The organism is Rummeliibacillus sp. TYF-LIM-RU47 (assembly GCF_008638315.1).
Taxonomy (GTDB): domain Bacteria; phylum Bacillota; class Bacilli; order Bacillales_A; family Planococcaceae; genus Rummeliibacillus; species Rummeliibacillus stabekisii.
In genome coordinates, this window is sequence record NZ_VVIR01000001.1 from 797,966 (window position 1) to 815,738 (window position 17,773).

At 39.4% G+C, this 17,773-nt stretch carries 16 protein-coding genes; 15 read left to right on the forward strand and 1 reads right to left on the reverse strand.

Features of this window, described 5'->3' with window-relative positions; genetic code table 11:
- Positions 1-6: 6 nt before the first annotated feature.
- Both pyrE and F0527_RS03880 read left to right on the forward strand, forming a co-directional pair.
- Positions 7-636 (forward strand): orotate phosphoribosyltransferase, encoded by a 630-nt coding sequence (pyrE, locus tag F0527_RS03875; RefSeq protein ID WP_066791833.1) that lies wholly within the window; start codon positions 7-9, stop codon positions 634-636.
- Positions 637-836: 200 nt separating this feature from the next.
- Positions 837-1,418, forward strand: coding sequence for a DUF6944 family repetitive protein (locus F0527_RS03880; protein WP_150283866.1), 582 nt, complete (start codon positions 837-839; stop codon positions 1,416-1,418).
- A gap of 125 nt (positions 1,419-1,543) precedes the next feature.
- On the opposite strand, the gene F0527_RS03885 is transcribed toward F0527_RS03880, so the two are convergent.
- Positions 1,544-3,238 (reverse strand): Rqc2 family fibronectin-binding protein, encoded by a 1,695-nt coding sequence (locus F0527_RS03885; protein ID WP_150283867.1) that lies wholly within the window; start codon positions 3,236-3,238, stop codon positions 1,544-1,546.
- Positions 3,239-3,436: 198 nt separating this feature from the next.
- On the opposite strand from F0527_RS03885, the gene F0527_RS03890 reads away from it, so the two are divergent.
- The 13 genes from F0527_RS03890 (at position 3,437) to rsgA (ending at position 17,772) form a co-directional block, all read left to right on the forward strand.
- Positions 3,437-4,219, forward strand: a complete 783-nt coding sequence (locus tag F0527_RS03890) for a class I SAM-dependent methyltransferase (protein WP_150283868.1) — start codon at positions 3,437-3,439, stop codon at positions 4,217-4,219.
- A gap of 300 nt (positions 4,220-4,519) precedes the next feature.
- A complete protein-coding gene (locus F0527_RS03895) occupies positions 4,520-5,395 on the forward strand; it encodes a YicC/YloC family endoribonuclease (RefSeq protein WP_150283869.1) in 876 nt (291 codons plus the stop codon).
- A gap of 48 nt (positions 5,396-5,443) precedes the next feature.
- Complete coding sequence (gmk, locus tag F0527_RS03900) at positions 5,444-6,061, forward strand: guanylate kinase (protein ID WP_066785282.1); 618 nt, start codon at positions 5,444-5,446, stop codon at positions 6,059-6,061.
- A gap of 3 nt (positions 6,062-6,064) precedes the next feature.
- Positions 6,065-6,289 (forward strand): DNA-directed RNA polymerase subunit omega, encoded by a 225-nt coding sequence (gene rpoZ, locus F0527_RS03905; protein ID WP_066785285.1) that lies wholly within the window; start codon positions 6,065-6,067, stop codon positions 6,287-6,289.
- Positions 6,290-6,477: 188 nt separating this feature from the next.
- Positions 6,478-7,683 carry a bifunctional phosphopantothenoylcysteine decarboxylase/phosphopantothenate--cysteine ligase CoaBC gene (gene coaBC, locus F0527_RS03910; protein WP_150283870.1) on the forward strand — a complete coding sequence of 402 codons (1,206 nt, stop codon included), beginning with the start codon at positions 6,478-6,480 and terminating at the stop codon, positions 7,681-7,683.
- Between the two features lie 88 nt (positions 7,684-7,771).
- Positions 7,772-10,180: a primosomal protein N' gene (gene priA / locus F0527_RS03915; protein WP_150283871.1), complete on the forward strand. Its 2,409-nt coding sequence runs from the start codon at positions 7,772-7,774 to the stop codon at positions 10,178-10,180.
- A gap of 22 nt (positions 10,181-10,202) precedes the next feature.
- The gene (def, locus tag F0527_RS03920) at positions 10,203-10,706 is read left to right on the forward strand and encodes a peptide deformylase (RefSeq protein ID WP_150283872.1); all 504 of its coding nucleotides are present in this window, start codon (positions 10,203-10,205) and stop codon (positions 10,704-10,706) included.
- Positions 10,703-11,644 (forward strand): methionyl-tRNA formyltransferase, encoded by a 942-nt coding sequence (gene fmt, locus F0527_RS03925; protein ID WP_150283873.1) that lies wholly within the window; start codon positions 10,703-10,705, stop codon positions 11,642-11,644. Before def ends, fmt begins: the two co-directional genes overlap by 4 nt.
- A complete protein-coding gene (gene rsmB, locus F0527_RS03930) occupies positions 11,641-13,023 on the forward strand; it encodes a 16S rRNA (cytosine(967)-C(5))-methyltransferase RsmB (protein ID WP_150283874.1) in 1,383 nt (460 codons plus the stop codon). Before fmt ends, rsmB begins: the two co-directional genes overlap by 4 nt.
- Positions 13,023-14,120 carry a dual-specificity RNA methyltransferase RlmN gene (gene rlmN / locus F0527_RS03935; protein WP_066785305.1) on the forward strand — a complete coding sequence of 366 codons (1,098 nt, stop codon included), beginning with the start codon at positions 13,023-13,025 and terminating at the stop codon, positions 14,118-14,120. Before rsmB ends, rlmN begins: the two co-directional genes overlap by 1 nt.
- A gap of 14 nt (positions 14,121-14,134) precedes the next feature.
- Positions 14,135-14,884 carry a Stp1/IreP family PP2C-type Ser/Thr phosphatase gene (locus tag F0527_RS03940; protein WP_150283875.1) on the forward strand — a complete coding sequence of 250 codons (750 nt, stop codon included), beginning with the start codon at positions 14,135-14,137 and terminating at the stop codon, positions 14,882-14,884.
- A 2-nt stretch (positions 14,885-14,886) separates the two neighbouring features.
- A complete protein-coding gene (pknB, locus tag F0527_RS03945; protein WP_150283876.1) occupies positions 14,887-16,851 on the forward strand; it encodes a Stk1 family PASTA domain-containing Ser/Thr kinase in 1,965 nt (654 codons plus the stop codon).
- A gap of 39 nt (positions 16,852-16,890) precedes the next feature.
- Entirely contained in the window at positions 16,891-17,772 is an 882-nt protein-coding gene (rsgA, locus tag F0527_RS03950) for a ribosome small subunit-dependent GTPase A (RefSeq protein WP_150283877.1), read from the forward strand.
- The last annotated feature ends 1 nt before the right edge of the window (position 17,773 follow it).

Here is a 17,773-nt window from a genome sequence, read left to right on the forward strand (position 1 = left end):
ATGACAATGACAATTCAAAAAGAAGTAGCGCAAGGTATGTTGAAGGCAGGGGCTGTTTCCATCAATCCAACCAACCTTTTTACATGGGCATCTGGCATTAAATCACCAATCTATTGTGATACGCGTCTAACCATCTCTTATCCAAACGTACGAAAGACTATTGCTAGGGGACTGGCACAGTTAATTCAGGAGAACTTCCCAGTGGCAGAAGTAGTTGCGGGGACCGCCACAGCAGGCATTCCACATGCTGCATGGGTAAGTGATCTTCTAGATTTGCCGATGGTCTATGTTCGTTCTAAGCCAAAAGGGCACGGACAAGGCAACCAAACCGAAGGGAAACTACATAGAGGACAAAAAGTTGTTGTTGTAGAAGATATTATTTCTACTGGTGGTTCAAGCATTAATGCAGTAGAAGCACTTAGACGTGAGGGGGCAGAAGTCATAGGGGTTGTCTCTGTGTATTCATACATGTTGAACCGAGCAGATGAGAATTTCAAAGAAGCAGGCGTACCGTACAAAAGTCTGACTAACTTTGAAACATTAGTTGAAACAGCGAAAGAGAACCAGGAAATCCAATCATCTGATATTCCAGGACTGCTTCAATGGCATGCTGATTTAAAGGAAGGAAAGCTTTAATAGAACTAGCTATAGAAATATTGTAGTAGGCTTATGCAGACTGTAGACAAATCTAAATTTTGTTTGCAGTCTTTTTGTATTACTTTTACGTGATTATTGTATCCAATCAAAAAATCTTAACACTGTAAAGGCCATGACCCTGCTGTAATTCATCTGTTCTGCATTATATACAAGTAAGATGCTTTAGAAGGAGGGGAGAATTGGACAATCAAATACAAGCGTTATTCGGATCTTTAATAAATACAATAGGGACAACAATCGCAGCAATTGGAAACACGCCATTAATTATAAAAAGTGAAGAGGCATCAACCTCACTTGAGTTAGTCGGAGGAACTTTACAAGCTACGGGAGGAGCTTTAGTAGCAGATAGTATCAAACAATATTCGTTAGGTAAATTGGGTATACAGCTAAAAGTAATTGGTAATCTAATCACAATAATAGCCATTGTTGCAACGGCAAACGAAGAAGATAGGATAAAGTTGGAGATTCAAGAATCTCTTACTGAGGCAACTGGTGGGGGTCTTTCCTTTGTGGCGGCACTAGAAGAGGAACCAACTCCCCTGTCTTTATATGAAATATATGGTAGCTTTTTAGAAACAGTTGGATACTCCATGGTTGCTCTTGCGGGAATAAAAACACTTAGAGGAGAAGATAGCGAAACAATCAATACAATCGGTTGGTGGATTGAGGTGATTGGCTCAGTTATTGGCTTTATAGGAGTAGCAAAAGGTATTAGCAATGAATCTGGGCAACCTGAAGCAAGTTGGTTGGAGACAGACTAGTGATTGTGTAGGAATTAATTATTATATTATGAATGATACTGTTATTGCATTGTCATAATTAATAAGAAGGAATTAGGTAGAGAAAAAAGAACCGCCAGCTGAGGAGCCAGACGGTTCTTTACTAATTAGTCTTTTTTCAATTTCATAACAAGCTCTTCATCTGGTGTAACAAAAATAGTTTTTTGTTCAAAGTAGATGACAAAACCAGGTTTTGAACCATTTGGCTTTTTAACATGGCGAGCTTCCGTATAATCAACAGGAACGGATGAAGATTCGCGAGCTTTACTAAAATAAGCTGATAATGTTGCCGCTTCTCTTATTGTTTCTTCATCTGGGTCGGCATCATGTATAACAACGTGAGAGCCTGGGATGTCTTTTGTATGCATCCATATTTCAAATTTTTTGGCGACTTTAAAGGTCAGGTAGTCATTTTGTTTATTATTTTTGCCGACTGAAATGCGTATACCAGTGGAAGAAATAAAATCTTCCGGCATTGGTTTCGTTGGTTTTTTTCTTCGTTTGTTCGCACGCATTTTCATAAATCCTTGCTCTGCTAACTCTTCGCGGATTTCTTCAATGTCATGAGGAGATGCTTGCTGCACTTGTTGAGACAGCATTTCAAAATACGTAATGTCATCATTTGTCTTGTCAATTTGTTCTTGAATCATAATAAGCGCATTTTTTGCTTTGTTATATCTTGTATAGTAGTTTTGCGCATTTTCAATAGGCGTTTTTCGTTCGTTTAAAGGTATAGTGACAGCTGCTTGATTTTCATCATAATAATTTTCAACGGTGATTTCTTTTGCGCCTTTATCAAAATTATAGATGTTCGCCATTAGCAACTCGCCATATAGTTGATACTGGTCCAGCCGTGTTGCCTGCTGCAAATCTTTTTGCAGTTTTTTTAGTTTTAACTTTAACTTGTTCACTTCGTTTTGCAGCCAACGTTCTAAATCGCCTGCCTGTTGTTTGACGCGATCTCGTTCAGCCCTTGCAAAGAAAACACGATCTAACAATGAGCTTAATGTATCAAATGATGTAGACCTGCCATCTAGATGTGTTAAGGCCGTTGGCGAAAAATGAATTTTACCATTAGCCTCTACGTATGTAGGCTGGTCGCCACCATGCTGGAACGATTCAATATAGGAGTTAAAGTAATCGGCGGCAACGTCATGATTTTTCTCTATACGATATAAGAACTCTTTCGCATGAAGTGGAGAAAAGCCTGTGAAATGCTGAACGATGTCTTGTGCTGTTTTCTCCGTCTCAAAGAATGAATGTAATGCTACTGCATCCGTCTCTGTTGGATTTACTTTATCTTGCGGCGGTGGTGCAATATAGGCTTGACCAGGAAGCACTGTACGGTAACTATTCAGGGAAGGTGGCAAGTGTTTTAAACTATCCACAATTTTGTGCGACTCTTTTTCTATTAAAATAAGATTACTATGCCTTCCCATGATTTCTGCAATTAATTCTCTTGTGATACGATCGCCAATTTCATTTTTACTTGTAATTGTAAAGACGATGATTCGGTCGCCGTCAATTTGGCGAATAGATTCGATAATTCCGCCTTCAATATGTTTGCGTAAGAGCATGCAAAACATTGGCGGTTCAGATGGATTTTCTACTGATTGGTCCGTTAAATGGACACGGGCGTATGATGAATGGATTGAAAATAATAGTTTATGGTTTTTTCCATTTGCCCGGATTGTTAGAATTACTTCTTGTGCATTCGGTTGATGCACTTTTGCGATGCGACCTGTCGTCAGCTTTTGTAATTCTTTGGTCATCGCTAATGTAAATAAACCGTCATATGCCATATGGTATTCCTCTTTCAACACGTTTTGTTCTATCTTAACATTTTTTAAAGGCAATATGAATTTATGGAGCCTATTTATATGCTCAATAGGCCATAAAAGAAAATACAAAAAAGGGATAGCTGAAGCTTTTCTAGAATATAAAACTGAGGGTGCTTTTCTGAAATCAGAGATGAGTGAGAATGAAGGGGGTATTTTTTTATGGCAATAGATTTTAATAAACCGGCTAATCGCTTTACATATTCTACTAGAGAAGCGGATCATACGTGGATAGATAAAGTGAATGAAATATGTGAAGTGAAAGGTAAAAAGGTTTTAGATATTGGGTGTGGCGGAGGAATTTATACAAAAGCATTGGCCAAGATGGGGGCTGCAGAAGTTACGGGTTTAGATTTTTCAGAACAGCTATTACATACGGCAAAAGAAAACTGCAGGGACTATGATAATATAAATTTCAAATTAGGAAATGCTTTAGATACAAAATTGGCTGATGAGCAATATGATATTATCTTAGAAAGAGCAGTCATACATCATATTGATGATTTAAATGCGTGTTTTCAAGAGGGATATCGATTGCTAAAACCAGGTGGTGTCTTCCTTATTCAAGACAGAACGCCAGAGGATTGTCTTCTGAAAGGCAGCGCCACTAATATAAGAGGATACTTTTTTGAGAAGTATCCAAGTTTGATTGATAAAGAAATTTCTAGAAGATACCCGAGTCATGATGTGATGCAATTCCTTAAAGAAAATGGTTTCCATCCTATCGAAGAATATAGTTTATGGGAAACTAGAAAAGTTTATCAATACCTCGATGATTTAATGAAAGATATTAAGAATCGAACAGGTCGTTCCATTCTCTATGAACTGAACGACGAACAAGTAGATGAGCTTGCGGTATACATTAAAGACCAAATCAATAGTACAACTAATAATTCTATTACTGAAAAGGATAGATGGACTATTTGGAAAGGCATTAAGACGTAATGTAGAAAACAATTTAGGAAATCTATTGAATAAAGATTAAGGAGAAACAAGAGTAGGTAGGTCCTACCAAGCAATTTATTTGAGCTTCAATAGAATAATGATAAAAAGAAGAGCCGGACAAATGTGAGATTTTACTTTACAGAGTGTTCGGTTTTTCTATGAGTTAAAACAATTAGTTTCAGCCATTAGAGGTTTTTAGAATGATATATTATTTAAAACTTCTCTACTAGTCAATGTACGCAAGATTTATTTCTTGTGCTATACTTATTAGATAGAATGCAAAGAAGGATGTGACGGGCCTTGGTTCGAAGTATGACTGGTTTTGGCAGGGGTGTCACAACAACGGAACAATTGCAGTTGACCGTGGAAATCCGCTCGGTAAATCATCGTTTCTTGGAAATTTCAACGAGATTTCCAAAAGAGTGGACGGAAGCAGAAGTATTTGCAAAGAAGCTACTCTCTACAAAAGTAGCAAGAGGAAAACTCGATGTATCCGTAAATGTGAAAGAAATGGAACCACTTGGTCAATCAATACATATTAATTGGCCATTAGTCAATGCATATATTGAGGCGCAAGAGGAGCTTAGCAGCAAGCTTCCGCTTACAAAGCAGTGGTCTATGGCTGAGATATTAGGCTTAGAAGAAGTCGTCACGGTAAAAACAAAGGAACTGTCTAAAGAAGAGGTCTTAGCAGCCATCGAGCTTGCAACTGAGGAAGCTGCTTCTGTTCTAGTTGGAATGAGGCAAAGAGAAGGTTTAGAATTATTAGAAGCAGTTCGACGTTTAAAAGCAAAGCTAGAAGCGCAGATTACGATTATACAGAAAGGATCTGCGATGGCTGTGGAAAAGTATCGTTCTAAACTCTTGGCTCGTATTCAAGAAATTTGCCAAGCTGACCATGTTGAAGAGCGTGTTCTGATGGAAGTGGCTGTATTTGCAGAAAAAGCGGATATAGCTGAAGAAATTGACCGTTTAAGTAGCCATTTAAAACAGGTGGATGAAACCTTAAGAGATGAAGCTGCAATTGGCCGAAAATTAGACTTCTTAATGCAAGAGATGAACCGGGAGATTAATACGATTGGTGCTAAAAACCAATCAGCTGAAGTAGCAAGCGCGGTTGTTGAAGCTAAGTCAATTCTTGAGAAAATGCGTGAGCAGGTTCAAAATATTGAATAGTGGCTTGGATTATTGTATGATTATTTTTTTGAAACATGAGGGAGAGTTATGAGAAAAGAACGTGGATTACTAATTGTCTTATCAGGTCCATCGGGCGTAGGCAAAGGCACTGTTCGTAAAGAACTGTTTTCACAGCCGGATACTAATTATGAATACTCGATTTCTATGACTACGCGCAAACCGCGCGAGGGTGAAGTCGATGGTGTGGATTATTTCTTTAAGAGCAAAGAAGAATTTGAAACATTAATTGAACAAGGCAGACTGCTTGAATTCGCCAATTATGTGGGGAATTATTACGGCACGCCAATTGATTATGTAAATGCTACACTTGATGCGGGCCGCGATGTGTTTCTTGAGATTGAAGTACAAGGAGCAGCGCAAATACGCGAAAAAGTGCCGGATGGCTTATTTATTTTCCTTGCGCCACCAAGCCTTTCAGAGTTGCAGGACCGCTTAGTCGGCCGTGGCACAGAAACGGAAGAAGTGATTGCAACACGCATAGCCGCTGCAAATAAAGAATTAGAAATGATGAATTTGTATGATTATGTTGTGGAAAATGATGAAGTACAATTAGCTTGTGACCGTATCAATGCGATTGTACTAGCAGAGCATTGCCGACGCGAGCGTGTGGAAAAACAATACCTAGCTATGTTGAGAGGAGAATAAACGATGTTATACCCATCTGTTGACGTTTTAAAAACGAAAATTGATTCTAAATATTCACTTGTAAGTCTTGCCGCTAAAAGAGCGCGCTCTATGCAGGAAGGAAGCCCAAATTTACTAATGAGATATGTTTCTCACAAAAATGTTGGGAAAGCGCTTGAAGAAGTAGCTGCAGGCGTCTTAACAAAAGAGGAACAAGACGAAACAAAAATTTACGAAGACGAAGTATAAGCATCTATTCGGGCATCCTATGTAATTAGGATGATTGGATACATAAAATTTGTATTCCGAAACATTTTCCCGACAACCGAATGATATAGGTTGAAAATATGGCTTCTTTAATTCATACGATCTATTAACAGCCGCAGCTCCCAGGGAAAACTTTCTTTGGGGGCTTGTGTTTTGAAAGGAAGAGAAAAATGCTTTCAAATAAAAAAATCTTACTTTGTGTTACTGGCGGCATTGCCGTTTATAAAGCTGTTGCTCTTGTTAGTAAATTAACCCAGAAGGGTGCACATGTAAAAGTCATCATGACAGAATCTGCTACACGATTTGTAACGCCACTCAGCTTTCAAGTAATGTCTAAACATGATGTTTATACGGATACGTTTGATGAAAAGGATTCAAATGTGATAGCCCATATTGATTTAGCAGATTGGGCAGATCTGATCATCGTAGCGCCGGCTACAGCCAACACTATTGGTAAACTGGCAAATGGTATAGCGGATGATATGGTGACAACAACATTACTTGCAGCAACAGGGCAAGTGTGGATAGCCCCTGCTATGAATGTACATATGTATGATCATCCAGCTGTAAAGCGCAATGTAGAAACACTTACACAGGATGGTTACCAATGGATTGAACCGGATGAAGGTTATCTTGCATGTGGCTATGTTGGAAAAGGACGATTAGAAGAACCAGAGAAAATTGTTGCACTGGTAGAAAGTTATTTCATGCCAAAACACTTGCCTTTAAAAGGAAAGAAAGTGGTAGTGTCTGCAGGCCCTACACGAGAAAGAATTGACCCTGTTCGTTTTCTGACGAATTTTTCAAGCGGGAAAATGGGATATGCAATGGCGGCGGCTGCAGCGAAATTGGGAGCACAAACGATCTTGGTTTCTGGTCCTGTTTCAATAGATCCTCCAAAGGGAGTTCAAGTAGTACCAGTAGAAAGCGCTGAAGAAATGCTGCAAGCCATCCTAAAAGAGTATGATACAGCGGATATTGTTGTTAAAACTGCAGCTGTGGCAGACTATCGACCGAAAGAAACTTTTTCCCGCAAGATGAAAAAGCAGCCAGGCGATTCAAAGATAGAATTAGAACGGACAACCGATATTCTTTTGACATTAGGTGAACGAAAACAGCACCAATTATTGATTGGTTTTGCAGCTGAAACGAATGATGTCATCAATTATGCTAAAGGTAAATTAGAAAAAAAGAACGCCGATTATATTGTAGCCAATGATGTATCAAAAACAGACCGCGGATTTGGGACAGATCGAAATACAGTTACGCTTGTCGGAAATAATGACTATCAAGTAAACTTCTCACAACTTCCGAAAGAAGAGCTTGCTTTAAAATTGTTTGAAACTATATTAAAAAGGCAAGGATTGTGGAATTAAAAATTACTCAAGCTTGATAGCTGTAAAATAACCATAACCGCTAATTTCAACAATAGAAAGGTAGTGGTAATAATGATATTACCCTAACATGATTGCGCAAGTAATAGTGGATGTGTCCGCATATCCTGTCGACCGGCCTTTTGATTACAAAGTGCCTGAAGAATTACAAGAGCTAGTCGAGGTTGGCTGCCGTGTAAAAGTACCATTTGGCAAAAGAAATGTTCTGGGATTTATTACAGCTTTACAAAGTGAAAGTGATGTACCAAAGGACAAGCTTAAACCCATTGCCGAACTGTTAGATATCGAGCCCATTTTAACGAATGAAATGCTAGAGCTGGCTAAATGGATGACAGACCATACGCTGTGTTATGAAATTGATGCTCTGCAAGTTATGCTCCCATCCGCATTGCGTGCGAAATATGAAAAAACAATCCTTCTAAAAGTAGATCCTACTTATCTGCCAGAGGAACTGCAGCAGCTATTCGGAAATAAAACGGTCATTCCTTATAAAAAAGTAGAAAGTGCCAATCTATTAAGAGTGCTTAAGTCTTGTATGAAGAATGGGTATGTAGAGCAAAAAACAGTTGTCAAACAACAAGGCAATGTGAAAGAAGTCCGCAAAGTCAAAATAGCAAGCAATTATGAGAGATTGCAAGAGATCTCTGAAAGTATCCCTCTACGAGCTAAAAAACAGCGGCAAGTCGTAGAATGGATGGCTTTGCATGTGGGAGAGGAATTTACTCCTAATGAAATATGTGAAACGGTGAGCGTGACGCCACAGGTTGTAAATGCGGTTATTGAAAAAGGAGCGGCCACATATTTCCAAGAGGAAGTGTATCGTGATCCATTTTCAAAAGAAGTGAAGGGTTCAATTCCTCTAGCCTTAACAGATGAACAAGAAGTAGCCTTGAAAGAAATTTTACATTCTGTAAAATCACGTCAAGCAACAACCTATTTATTGCATGGCATCACAGGAAGCGGCAAGACGGAAGTATATCTGCAGGCGATTCAGGAAGCGATTAATAGGGGACAAGAAGCCATTGTATTGGTACCTGAAATATCCTTGACACCACAGATGACAGAACGCTTCAGGGCTCGCTTTGGCGATTTGGTTGCAGTAATGCACAGCGGATTGTCAAAGGGTGAAAAATATGATGAATGGCGAAAAATTGGGCGTGGAGAAGTTAAAGTAGCAGTTGGAGCAAGGTCAGCTGTTTTCGCACCTTTTACAAATTTAGGCCTGATTATTCTAGATGAAGAACATGAATCAACGTATAAACAAGAAGACACGCCTCGTTATCATGCAAGAGATATAGCAATTTGGCGCAGTGAGTATCATCATTGCCCGGTTATTTTAGGAAGTGCTACCCCTTCCCTTGAATCGTTTGCACGTGCAAAGAAAAATGTCTATACATTATTAACGCTAGAAAAAAGAGCGAAACAGCAATCTCTTCCGAAAGTGGAAGTGGTTGATATGCGAGAAGAGCTCCATAATGGCAACCGGTCTATGTTTTCAGGTGCATTAATGGAAGCAATAGAAGATCGATTAAAGAAAAAAGAACAAATGGTATTGTTTCTGAATCGTAGAGGTTTTTCTTCTTTTGTGCTTTGCCGAGATTGTGGAACAGTCGTCCAATGCAAAAATTGCGATATTTCCATGACATATCACCGGTCTTCTGAAAAGCTTAAGTGTCATTACTGTGGTTATGAAGAACATGTTCCAACAGAATGTCCAGAATGCCATAGCGAACATATTCGATTCTTTGGCACAGGTACACAAAAGATAGAAGCAGAAATTTATAAACTATTTCCTGAAGCTCGTGTTCTTCGAATGGATGTCGATACAACAAGGCAAAAGGGCGCACATGAGAAGATATTAGAAGACTTCGGGAACTTAAAAGCAGACATTTTGCTTGGTACGCAAATGATTGCTAAAGGATTGGATTTTCCAAAAATCACCCTCGTCGGCGTATTAAGTGCTGATACCTCATTGAATTTACCGGACTTTCGAGCGGCAGAGCGGACTTTTCAATTGCTTACACAAGTAAGCGGACGAGCAGGCCGGCATGATTTGCCTGGTGAAGTCATTGTCCAAACATACAGTCCGGAGCATTACGCAGTCCAGCTGTCGAAAGAGCAACAGTATGCTCCATTCTATGACCAAGAAATGATGATGCGTCATCAATTCGCTTATCCTCCTTATTATTTTGTAGCGCTTATCCAAGTTACACATGAAGATGTACTCTTGGCAGCAGAATATGCAGGAAAGGCAATGGATTTTTTAAAGCTAAAGCTATCCAGTCAAGTCGGGCTAATTGGGCCTACACCTGCCTCTATAAGCCGCGTTCAAAATCGATATCGCTATCAATGTTTGATAAAATATAAAAAAGAACCAAACCTAACCGAAACGTTAAAACAACTGATACGGATTTATCGGACGGACTGGATTAAGAAAGGCATCCAGCTAACAGTTGATTTAGATCCTTCAGTTATTTAATAGATAGAACGGAGAAAAGAATATGGCCTTATTAGAGATAGTTAAAAACCCAGCAGAAATTTTAAAGAAAAAAGCAGCAGAAGTTACGCAATTTGATAATAACCTAGCGCAGCTTTTAGATGATATGTATGAAACAATGGTAGAAAATGATGGAGTTGGAATTGCAGCACCTCAAGTGAACAAAAGTATTCAAGCGGCTGTTGTCGAACTTGGAGAAGAACGGGATGTTCTCGAATTGATTAATCCGGTTATTGTTGCAAGATCAGAAGATACGGAGACGGATATTGAAGGATGCTTAAGTTTCCCTGATGTATACGGCGATGTGGAACGTCCGGTATACGTAAAAGTAGAGGCGCAAGACCGAAATGGAGACTTATATGAACTAGAAGCACATGATTATGATGCTCGCGTCATCCAACATGAGGTAGACCATTTAAACGGCATTTTATTTGATCAAAAAATAACTAAAACGTATACGCTTGAAGAAATCGAAGAGATGTACGCAGACGAGGAGGAAGAAGAGTGACATCGATTGTATTTATGGGAACGCCAGACTTCTCTGTTCCGATTTTGCGTATGATTCAGGAAGAAGGCTATAGCATTCAAGCTGTCGTAACACAGCCAGATCGCCCAGTCGGACGCAAACGGGTCCTAACGCCTCCACCTGTAAAAAAAGCGGCTGTGGAACTTGGGTTGCCAGTCATCCAGCCTGAACGTTTAAAAGGTTCAGAAGAACTAAAGCAGATTATTGACCTACAGCCTGATTTAATTGTCACAGCAGCATTCGGGCAGCTTTTGCCTAAAGAATTGCTTGAGACGCCAAGACTTGGCTGCATTAATGTCCATGCATCACTATTGCCGAAGTATCGCGGCGGTGCACCAATCCATCAAGCGGTAATAGATGGTGAAAAAGAGACAGGCGTTACCATTATGTATATGGCAGAAAAACTAGATGCCGGCGATATTATTGCAAAGCAAGCTATGCCAATAGAAGAAGACGATACAACCGGTACACTCTTCGATAAATTAAGCATTATCGGCCGTGATTTATTAAAAGATACATTGCCTTCTATCATAGAAGGGACGAATGAGCGCATTCCACAGGACGAATCGAAAGTGTCATTTGCTCGTAATATTTCTCGTGAACAAGAACGTATTGATTGGTCACAAAACAGTACAGCGATTTATAACCAAATACGGGGTCTGCATCCTTGGCCGATTGCCTATACAACCCTTGATAATCAAAACGTTAAAATTTGGTGGGCTAAAAAATCAACTGCTACGCATACTGAAAAACCAGGCACTGTCATTGCGATTGGCAAAAAGTCTTTTACGGTTGCTACAGGAGAGGGACAAGCCATTGACATATTGGACTTGCAGCCTGCGGGTAAAAAACAGATGGAAGCCGTTAATTACTTAAATGGTGTTGGTTCAAAATTGCAGATTGGGGATCTTTTTGAATGAGTAAGAGTAAGAAAAAAAGTAGTAATAATGCTATTTGGGACGGTAACGTCCGCGATGCCGCCCTTTCTATTTTGTTGGCTGTAGACCAGCAGCAAGCTTATAGCAACTTGCTGCTACACCAAACAATTGAAAAATACAAAATTGATGCTAAAGACCGCGGGCTCCTGACAGAAATAACGTATGGCACACTCCAACATAAGATGACGCTTGATTACTATTTGGAGCCATATGTAAGAGGAAAGCTAGATAATTGGGTACGGTGGTTATTGCGCTTATCTCTCTATCAAATTGTATATTTAACAAAAATACCTGATCATGCAGCTGTCAACGAAGCAGTGGAAATCGCCAAGAGGCGTGCACGGCATGGAGGTGTCAGCGCAACAGTAAATGGCATTTTGCGTTCTATACTAAGAGAAGGATACCGTGATACGACACTCATAGAGGATGATGTTTTGAGATTGTCGATTGAATCCAGCCATCCTGAATGGCTTGTTCGCCGTTATATTCAAGATTATGGATTAGAAAAAGCAGGTGAAATGCTGTTTGAAAATAATATGCCACCACACCAAACGGTTCGTGTAAACACGGCGAAAGCGACTGTAGAAGAAGCACTTCGCAGTTTGTGGGATGATGGCTTTTCAGTCAAACGGAGTGAAGCAATACCTGAATGCCTTCATATTTTAGAAGGACAAGCAGCTCGCTCGAACGCCTTCAAAGAGGGCTTAATTACGATTCAAGATGAAAGCTCTATGTTGCCTGCATATGCGCTCGATGTTACGCCAGGCATGAAAGTATTAGACATGTGCGCAGCACCAGGTGGAAAAACAACACATATAGCTGAAAAAATGAGCAATCAAGGCAAGCTTATAGCAACAGATTTACATGCACATAAAATTCGTTTGATCGATCAAAATGCAACGCGTTTAGGCTTATCCATTATTGAACCAGCAGTATTGGATGGCAGGAAAGCTGCAGAACAATTTGGTGAAGAGTCATTCGATCGCATTTTAGTAGATGCACCATGCAGTGGTCTTGGCGTCATACGCCGGAAACCGGATATAAAATATACAAAAAATGAGAGCGACCATGAGTCTTTGCAAAAAATTCAGCTGGAATTATTAAATACAGCCTATATTTTATTAAAAAAACAAGGCAAAATGGTTTACAGTACTTGTACAATTGATAAAATGGAGAACGACGAGACGGTTGCTGCATTTTTAAAAGCGCACCCAGATATGGAGCTAGCGCCAATTGAAAATGCACCTGATGCGTTTCCGCCATTGAAAGAGGAAGGCATGATACAGGTCTTTCCACAAGATTTAGGCAGCGATGGTTTTTTTGTCGCGGCTTTTAGAAAAAAAGGAGGATCCACAAACTAATGGATCATGAAATAAAAACAGCAAGAGTAAAAAAAGAAAAACCACAGCTACGCGAATCAATATATTCTCTATTACCAGACGAATTACAAGACTGGCTGAAAGAAAACGGTGAAAAGCCTTTTAGAGCAGCCCAAATTTTTGAATGGCTCTATGTGAAGCGCGTAAAAAGTTTTGATGAGATGACTAATCTTTCAAAAGGCTTGCGTGATAAATTGCAGCAAGCATTTGCTTTTAGTACGTTAAATACACTAATCAAGCAAGAATCCAAAGACGGCACTATTAAATTCCTTTTCCAATTGCAAGATGGATATTCCATCGAAACTGTATTAATGGCGCATGATTACGGGAATTCAGTATGTGTAACAACCCAAGTAGGCTGCAGAATTGGCTGCTCTTTCTGTGCTTCTACATTGGGAGGATTAAAACGCCATTTATTACCTGGTGAAATTGTAGAACAAGTAGTAAAGGTACAACAAGCATTGGATGAAAAGGACCAGCGTGTTAGCTCAGTAGTCATCATGGGTATCGGTGAACCATTTGATAACTACGATGCTATGATGCAATTCTTAAAAGTGATCAACCATGAAAAAGCATTAAATATTGGCGCAAGACATATCACAGTATCAACAAGCGGCATTATTCCGAAAATCTACAAATTTGCAGACGAACAATTGCAAATTAACTTTGCACTATCATTGCATGCGCCTAACCAAGAGTTGCGTCAGCAATTAATGCCAATTGCAAAAGCATATAAATTGCCTGAATTAATGGAGGCAGTACGTTATTATACTGAAAAAACGGGTCGTCGAATTAGTTTTGAATATGGCCTTTTTGGTAGCGTCAACGATACTGTTGCACATGCGGAAGAATTAGCAAAACTAATAAAAGGTATTAAATGCCACGTGAATTTAATCCCTGTCAATTATGTACCAGAACGCGATTATGTCAGAACACCGCGCAATAAGATCTTTGATTTTGAAAAAACATTAAAAAATCATGGTATTAACGCAACAATCCGCCGCGAACAAGGGTCGGATATTGATGCGGCTTGTGGCCAATTGCGGGCGAAGGAGAGAAAAGAAGAAACAACCCACTAATGAGGTGATCTGTAGTGAGATATACAATCGTCAGTGATATAGGAAGAAAACGAGCTTTAAATGAAGATTGTGCTGCATTCATCTCCCGCGCCGACTCATACCAGCTAGCTATTGTAGCGGATGGTATGGGTGGGCATAATGCAGGGGATGTTGCTAGCAAAATGGCTGTTAAACAATTAGAAGAGTACTTTATAGAAGCAGATGGCGCAAGTTTTGAAACTACTTTAAAAACAGAAGATTGGTTAAAAGAAACAGTTAAAAGCATCAATAGCTCGCTTTATAAGTACTCTTTAACACACGAAGGCTGCCAGGGAATGGGGACCACATTAATTGCTGTTGTCTTTAAAGATACAAATGCTGTTATTTCCCATGTTGGAGACAGCCGTGTGTATTTAATATCATCTGAGGAAGTCCGCTTAATCACAAAGGACCATTCTTACGTCAACATACTTGTTGATAATGGGGAAATTAGTGAAGAAGAAGCTAAGAGCCATCCGAAGAAAAACTATATTTTGAAATCATTAGGAACAGAATCTACTATTGAACCTGATAGTTATCAAGTTGAGATGATAGATGATACCTATATGCTGATTTGTTCGGATGGCTTAAGCAATAAACTAACAAATGAAGAGATGCAAACCATTGTGATGAATACATCAACTTTAGAAGAAAAAGGCGACGAACTCGTCCAATTAGCAAATGATTTGGGCGGAGAAGATAATATTACACTAATCCTTTTATCGCAAAGCCATGAGGAGGTGTAAGCATGCTAGCTGGAAAAAGAATTAGCGGCCGCTATAAAATTTTAGAAGTAATAGGCGGCGGAGGCATGTCGAATGTCTACTTGGCTCATGATATGATTCTTGACCGAGATGTTGCTATTAAAATATTGCATTATAATTTTAATGATGAACAAGAAATGCAAAGACGGTTTCAAAGAGAGGCGCTCTCTGCTACTAGCCTTACTCATCCGAACATTGTAAGCATTTATGATGTTGGCGAGGACGGCAATATGCACTATCTGGTAATGGAATATGTGAAGGGGCAAACACTGAAACAATACATACAAAAATATGCCCCGTTAGCTGCAGCGAAAAGCGTCCAAATCATGAAACAATTAACTTCAGCAATTGCTCATGCCCATCAAAACCAAATTATCCACCGAGATATCAAACCACAAAATATTTTGATGGATGAAGAAGGTAATGTGAAGATTACAGACTTTGGTATTGCGATGGCTTTAGAAGATACTTCTTTTACACGTACCAATTCAGTTTTAGGAACTGTTCATTATTTATCACCAGAGCAGGCAAGAGGTGGTACAGCTACTAAGAAATCGGACATCTATTCTTTAGGAATCCTGTTATATGAATTATTGACAGGTCAATTGCCATTTTCCGGAGAATCAGCGGTCTCAATTGCTTTAAAACATTTGCAAACCGAAACACCATCTGTACGGGCAATTGTGCCAGGGATCCCTCAAAGTTTAGAAAACGTGGTACTAAAAGCAACTGCCAAAGACCCTGTGCACCGTTACCAATCAGTGTGGGAGATGGCGGAAGATTTAGAAACAGTCCTTTCTGATGAAAGAAGCCATGAAGCGAAATTTCAGACTCCAATTGATCATGATATGACAAAAGTTATTCCAATCATTAAAGAACCTGTTGAAGAAAAAGATTTGCAAAAAACAATGGCAATGCCTATCAGAGACAAGGCGATAGAAGAACCAGAACAACCAATTAAAAAGAAGCAGAAAAAGAAGAAAAGAAAATGGTTGATTCTCAGCGGGTTGCTCATTGCACTTGTGCTTATTCTACTGTCGTTATTGTTTGTCTTTCCGGATTTGTTCAATGAAAAAAGGTATCCAATTCCTGACGTTTCCAAACAACAGACAGATGAGGCAATTGCCAATTTGAAAAATGCAGGTTTCGAAATCGGTGAAAAAACAAAACAAAATTCGGACGATGTGACACGAAACCATATTATTATGACCTCCCCAGGTCCAGATAATGAAAGAGCAAAGGGAACGAAAATTGATCTTGTCATTAGTAAAGGGCCCAAAAAAGTGGAGATCTCAAATTATACGGGAAAAGACATTGACCAAGTGAAGGACCTTCTGGAAAGACAAGGTTTTAAAGATGTTGAGGTTGAGGAAGACTATTCAGACGAAACGGAAGGTATCATTATCAAGCAATCGATTGATGAAGGCAAGAAAGTGGTGCCAGGTGATACGTCCATTAAACTGATTGTCAGCAAAGGGCAGGAACAAGAACATGTTTCAAATCTCGTCGGCTATGACGAAGAAGCTCTTAATACCTATGCTAAAAGCTCTGGATTCCACATTCATATTGGCAGCGAAAAATACTCAGATGATGTTCCTAAGGGTCAAGTAATATCACAATCTCCTTCAGCAGGTGAAGCGTTAGCTGTCGGTAGTACGATTGAAGTAGTTTTATCTAAAGGACCTGAAGAAAAGCCTGTAAAAACATATGTAAAAACAGTGAACATCCCTTATGAAAAAGAGAGTGAAGGCGAGCCGCAACAAGTACGTATTTATATTCAAGATAAATCGCATAAAATAGATGATGTTTACCAAGAATTTCAATTGTTCTCCTCCCAGGAAAAACGATTGCAATTTGAAGTTGAAAAAGGCCAGCAAGCACGATACAGAATCATACGGGATGATAAAGTAATTATAGATGAAACGGTTTCTTATGATGATTTGTCATAATATTGGATAGCATAAATGAGATGAATTAGGAGGTATGGTATGCCAAATGGCCAAATACGAAAAGCATTAAGTGGTTTTTATTATGTGAAGGATGGAGAGAAGCAAATTCAATGCCGCGGACGAGGCGTTTTCCGCAATAAAGGGATTACGCCGCTTGTGGGTGATCACGTTGAATATGAGGTAGAGGGCAACAATGATGGCACAATTACAGCAATTGATTCCCGGAAAAATGAGCTCGTCCGTCCGCCGATTGCGAATATAGATCAGGCTATTCTCGTTTTCTCAACGACAGAACCGGCATTTAATTCGCTTCTGCTCGACCGTTTCTTAGTTGTGTTGGAATCGTTCCACATCCATCCAATTATCTGTTTAACTAAGACGGATTTGTTATCGATAGAAGAAAAAGAAAACATAGCATCATATGAGCAGGATTACAAAAATATAGGTTACACCATCTTGGAAACCTATAAAGAAGATCCAGAATTACTAAGTAAAATGGCTCCATTGCTGCAAGGAAAAACCACAGTTTTAGCTGGACAATCTGGTGTTGGAAAATCAACCCTGCTTAATTCTATTATGCCAGCACTTGGCCTAAAGACAGGCATTATTTCAGAAGCCCTTGGCCGAGGAAAACATACAACACGGCATGTAGAATTAATTGAGATTGCGGGAGGCCTTATCGCAGATACTCCCGGATTTAGCTCCTTTGATTTTGATGAGATTGAAAAGGAAGAATTAACTCGTTGTTTTCCTGAATTGGATGAACTATCAGAACGATGCAAGTTTCGTGGGTGCCTGCATTTAAAAGAGCCAAAATGTGCTGTGAAAGAGGCGTATGAATCTGGCAGTATTAAAAGTTATCGCTATGAACACTATTTGCAATTTTTACAAGAAATAATGGACAGAAAGCCGAGGTACTAGT

Excerpts from the sequence above, each read along its gene's own strand:
- F0527_RS03885 (WP_150283867.1), bottom strand. The coding sequence starts at position 3,238 with ATGGCATATGACGGTTTATTTACATTAGCGATGACCAAAGAATTACAA.
- rsmB (WP_150283874.1), top strand. The coding sequence starts at position 11,641 with ATGAGTAAGAGTAAGAAAAAAAGTAGTAATAATGCTATTTGGGACGGT.
- pknB (WP_150283876.1), top strand. The coding sequence starts at position 14,887 with ATGCTAGCTGGAAAAAGAATTAGCGGCCGCTATAAAATTTTAGAAGTA.
- F0527_RS03890 (WP_150283868.1), top strand. The coding sequence starts at position 3,437 with ATGGCAATAGATTTTAATAAACCGGCTAATCGCTTTACATATTCTACT.
- rsgA (WP_150283877.1), top strand. The coding sequence starts at position 16,891 with ATGCCAAATGGCCAAATACGAAAAGCATTAAGTGGTTTTTATTATGTG.
- priA (WP_150283871.1), top strand. The coding sequence starts at position 7,772 with ATGATTGCGCAAGTAATAGTGGATGTGTCCGCATATCCTGTCGACCGG.
- rlmN (WP_066785305.1), top strand. The coding sequence starts at position 13,023 with ATGGATCATGAAATAAAAACAGCAAGAGTAAAAAAAGAAAAACCACAG.
- def (WP_150283872.1), top strand. The coding sequence starts at position 10,203 with ATGGCCTTATTAGAGATAGTTAAAAACCCAGCAGAAATTTTAAAGAAA.
- coaBC (WP_150283870.1), top strand. The coding sequence starts at position 6,478 with ATGCTTTCAAATAAAAAAATCTTACTTTGTGTTACTGGCGGCATTGCC.
- gmk (WP_066785282.1), top strand. The coding sequence starts at position 5,444 with ATGAGAAAAGAACGTGGATTACTAATTGTCTTATCAGGTCCATCGGGC.
- pyrE (WP_066791833.1), top strand. The coding sequence starts at position 7 with ATGACAATTCAAAAAGAAGTAGCGCAAGGTATGTTGAAGGCAGGGGCT.
- rpoZ (WP_066785285.1), top strand. The coding sequence starts at position 6,065 with ATGTTATACCCATCTGTTGACGTTTTAAAAACGAAAATTGATTCTAAA.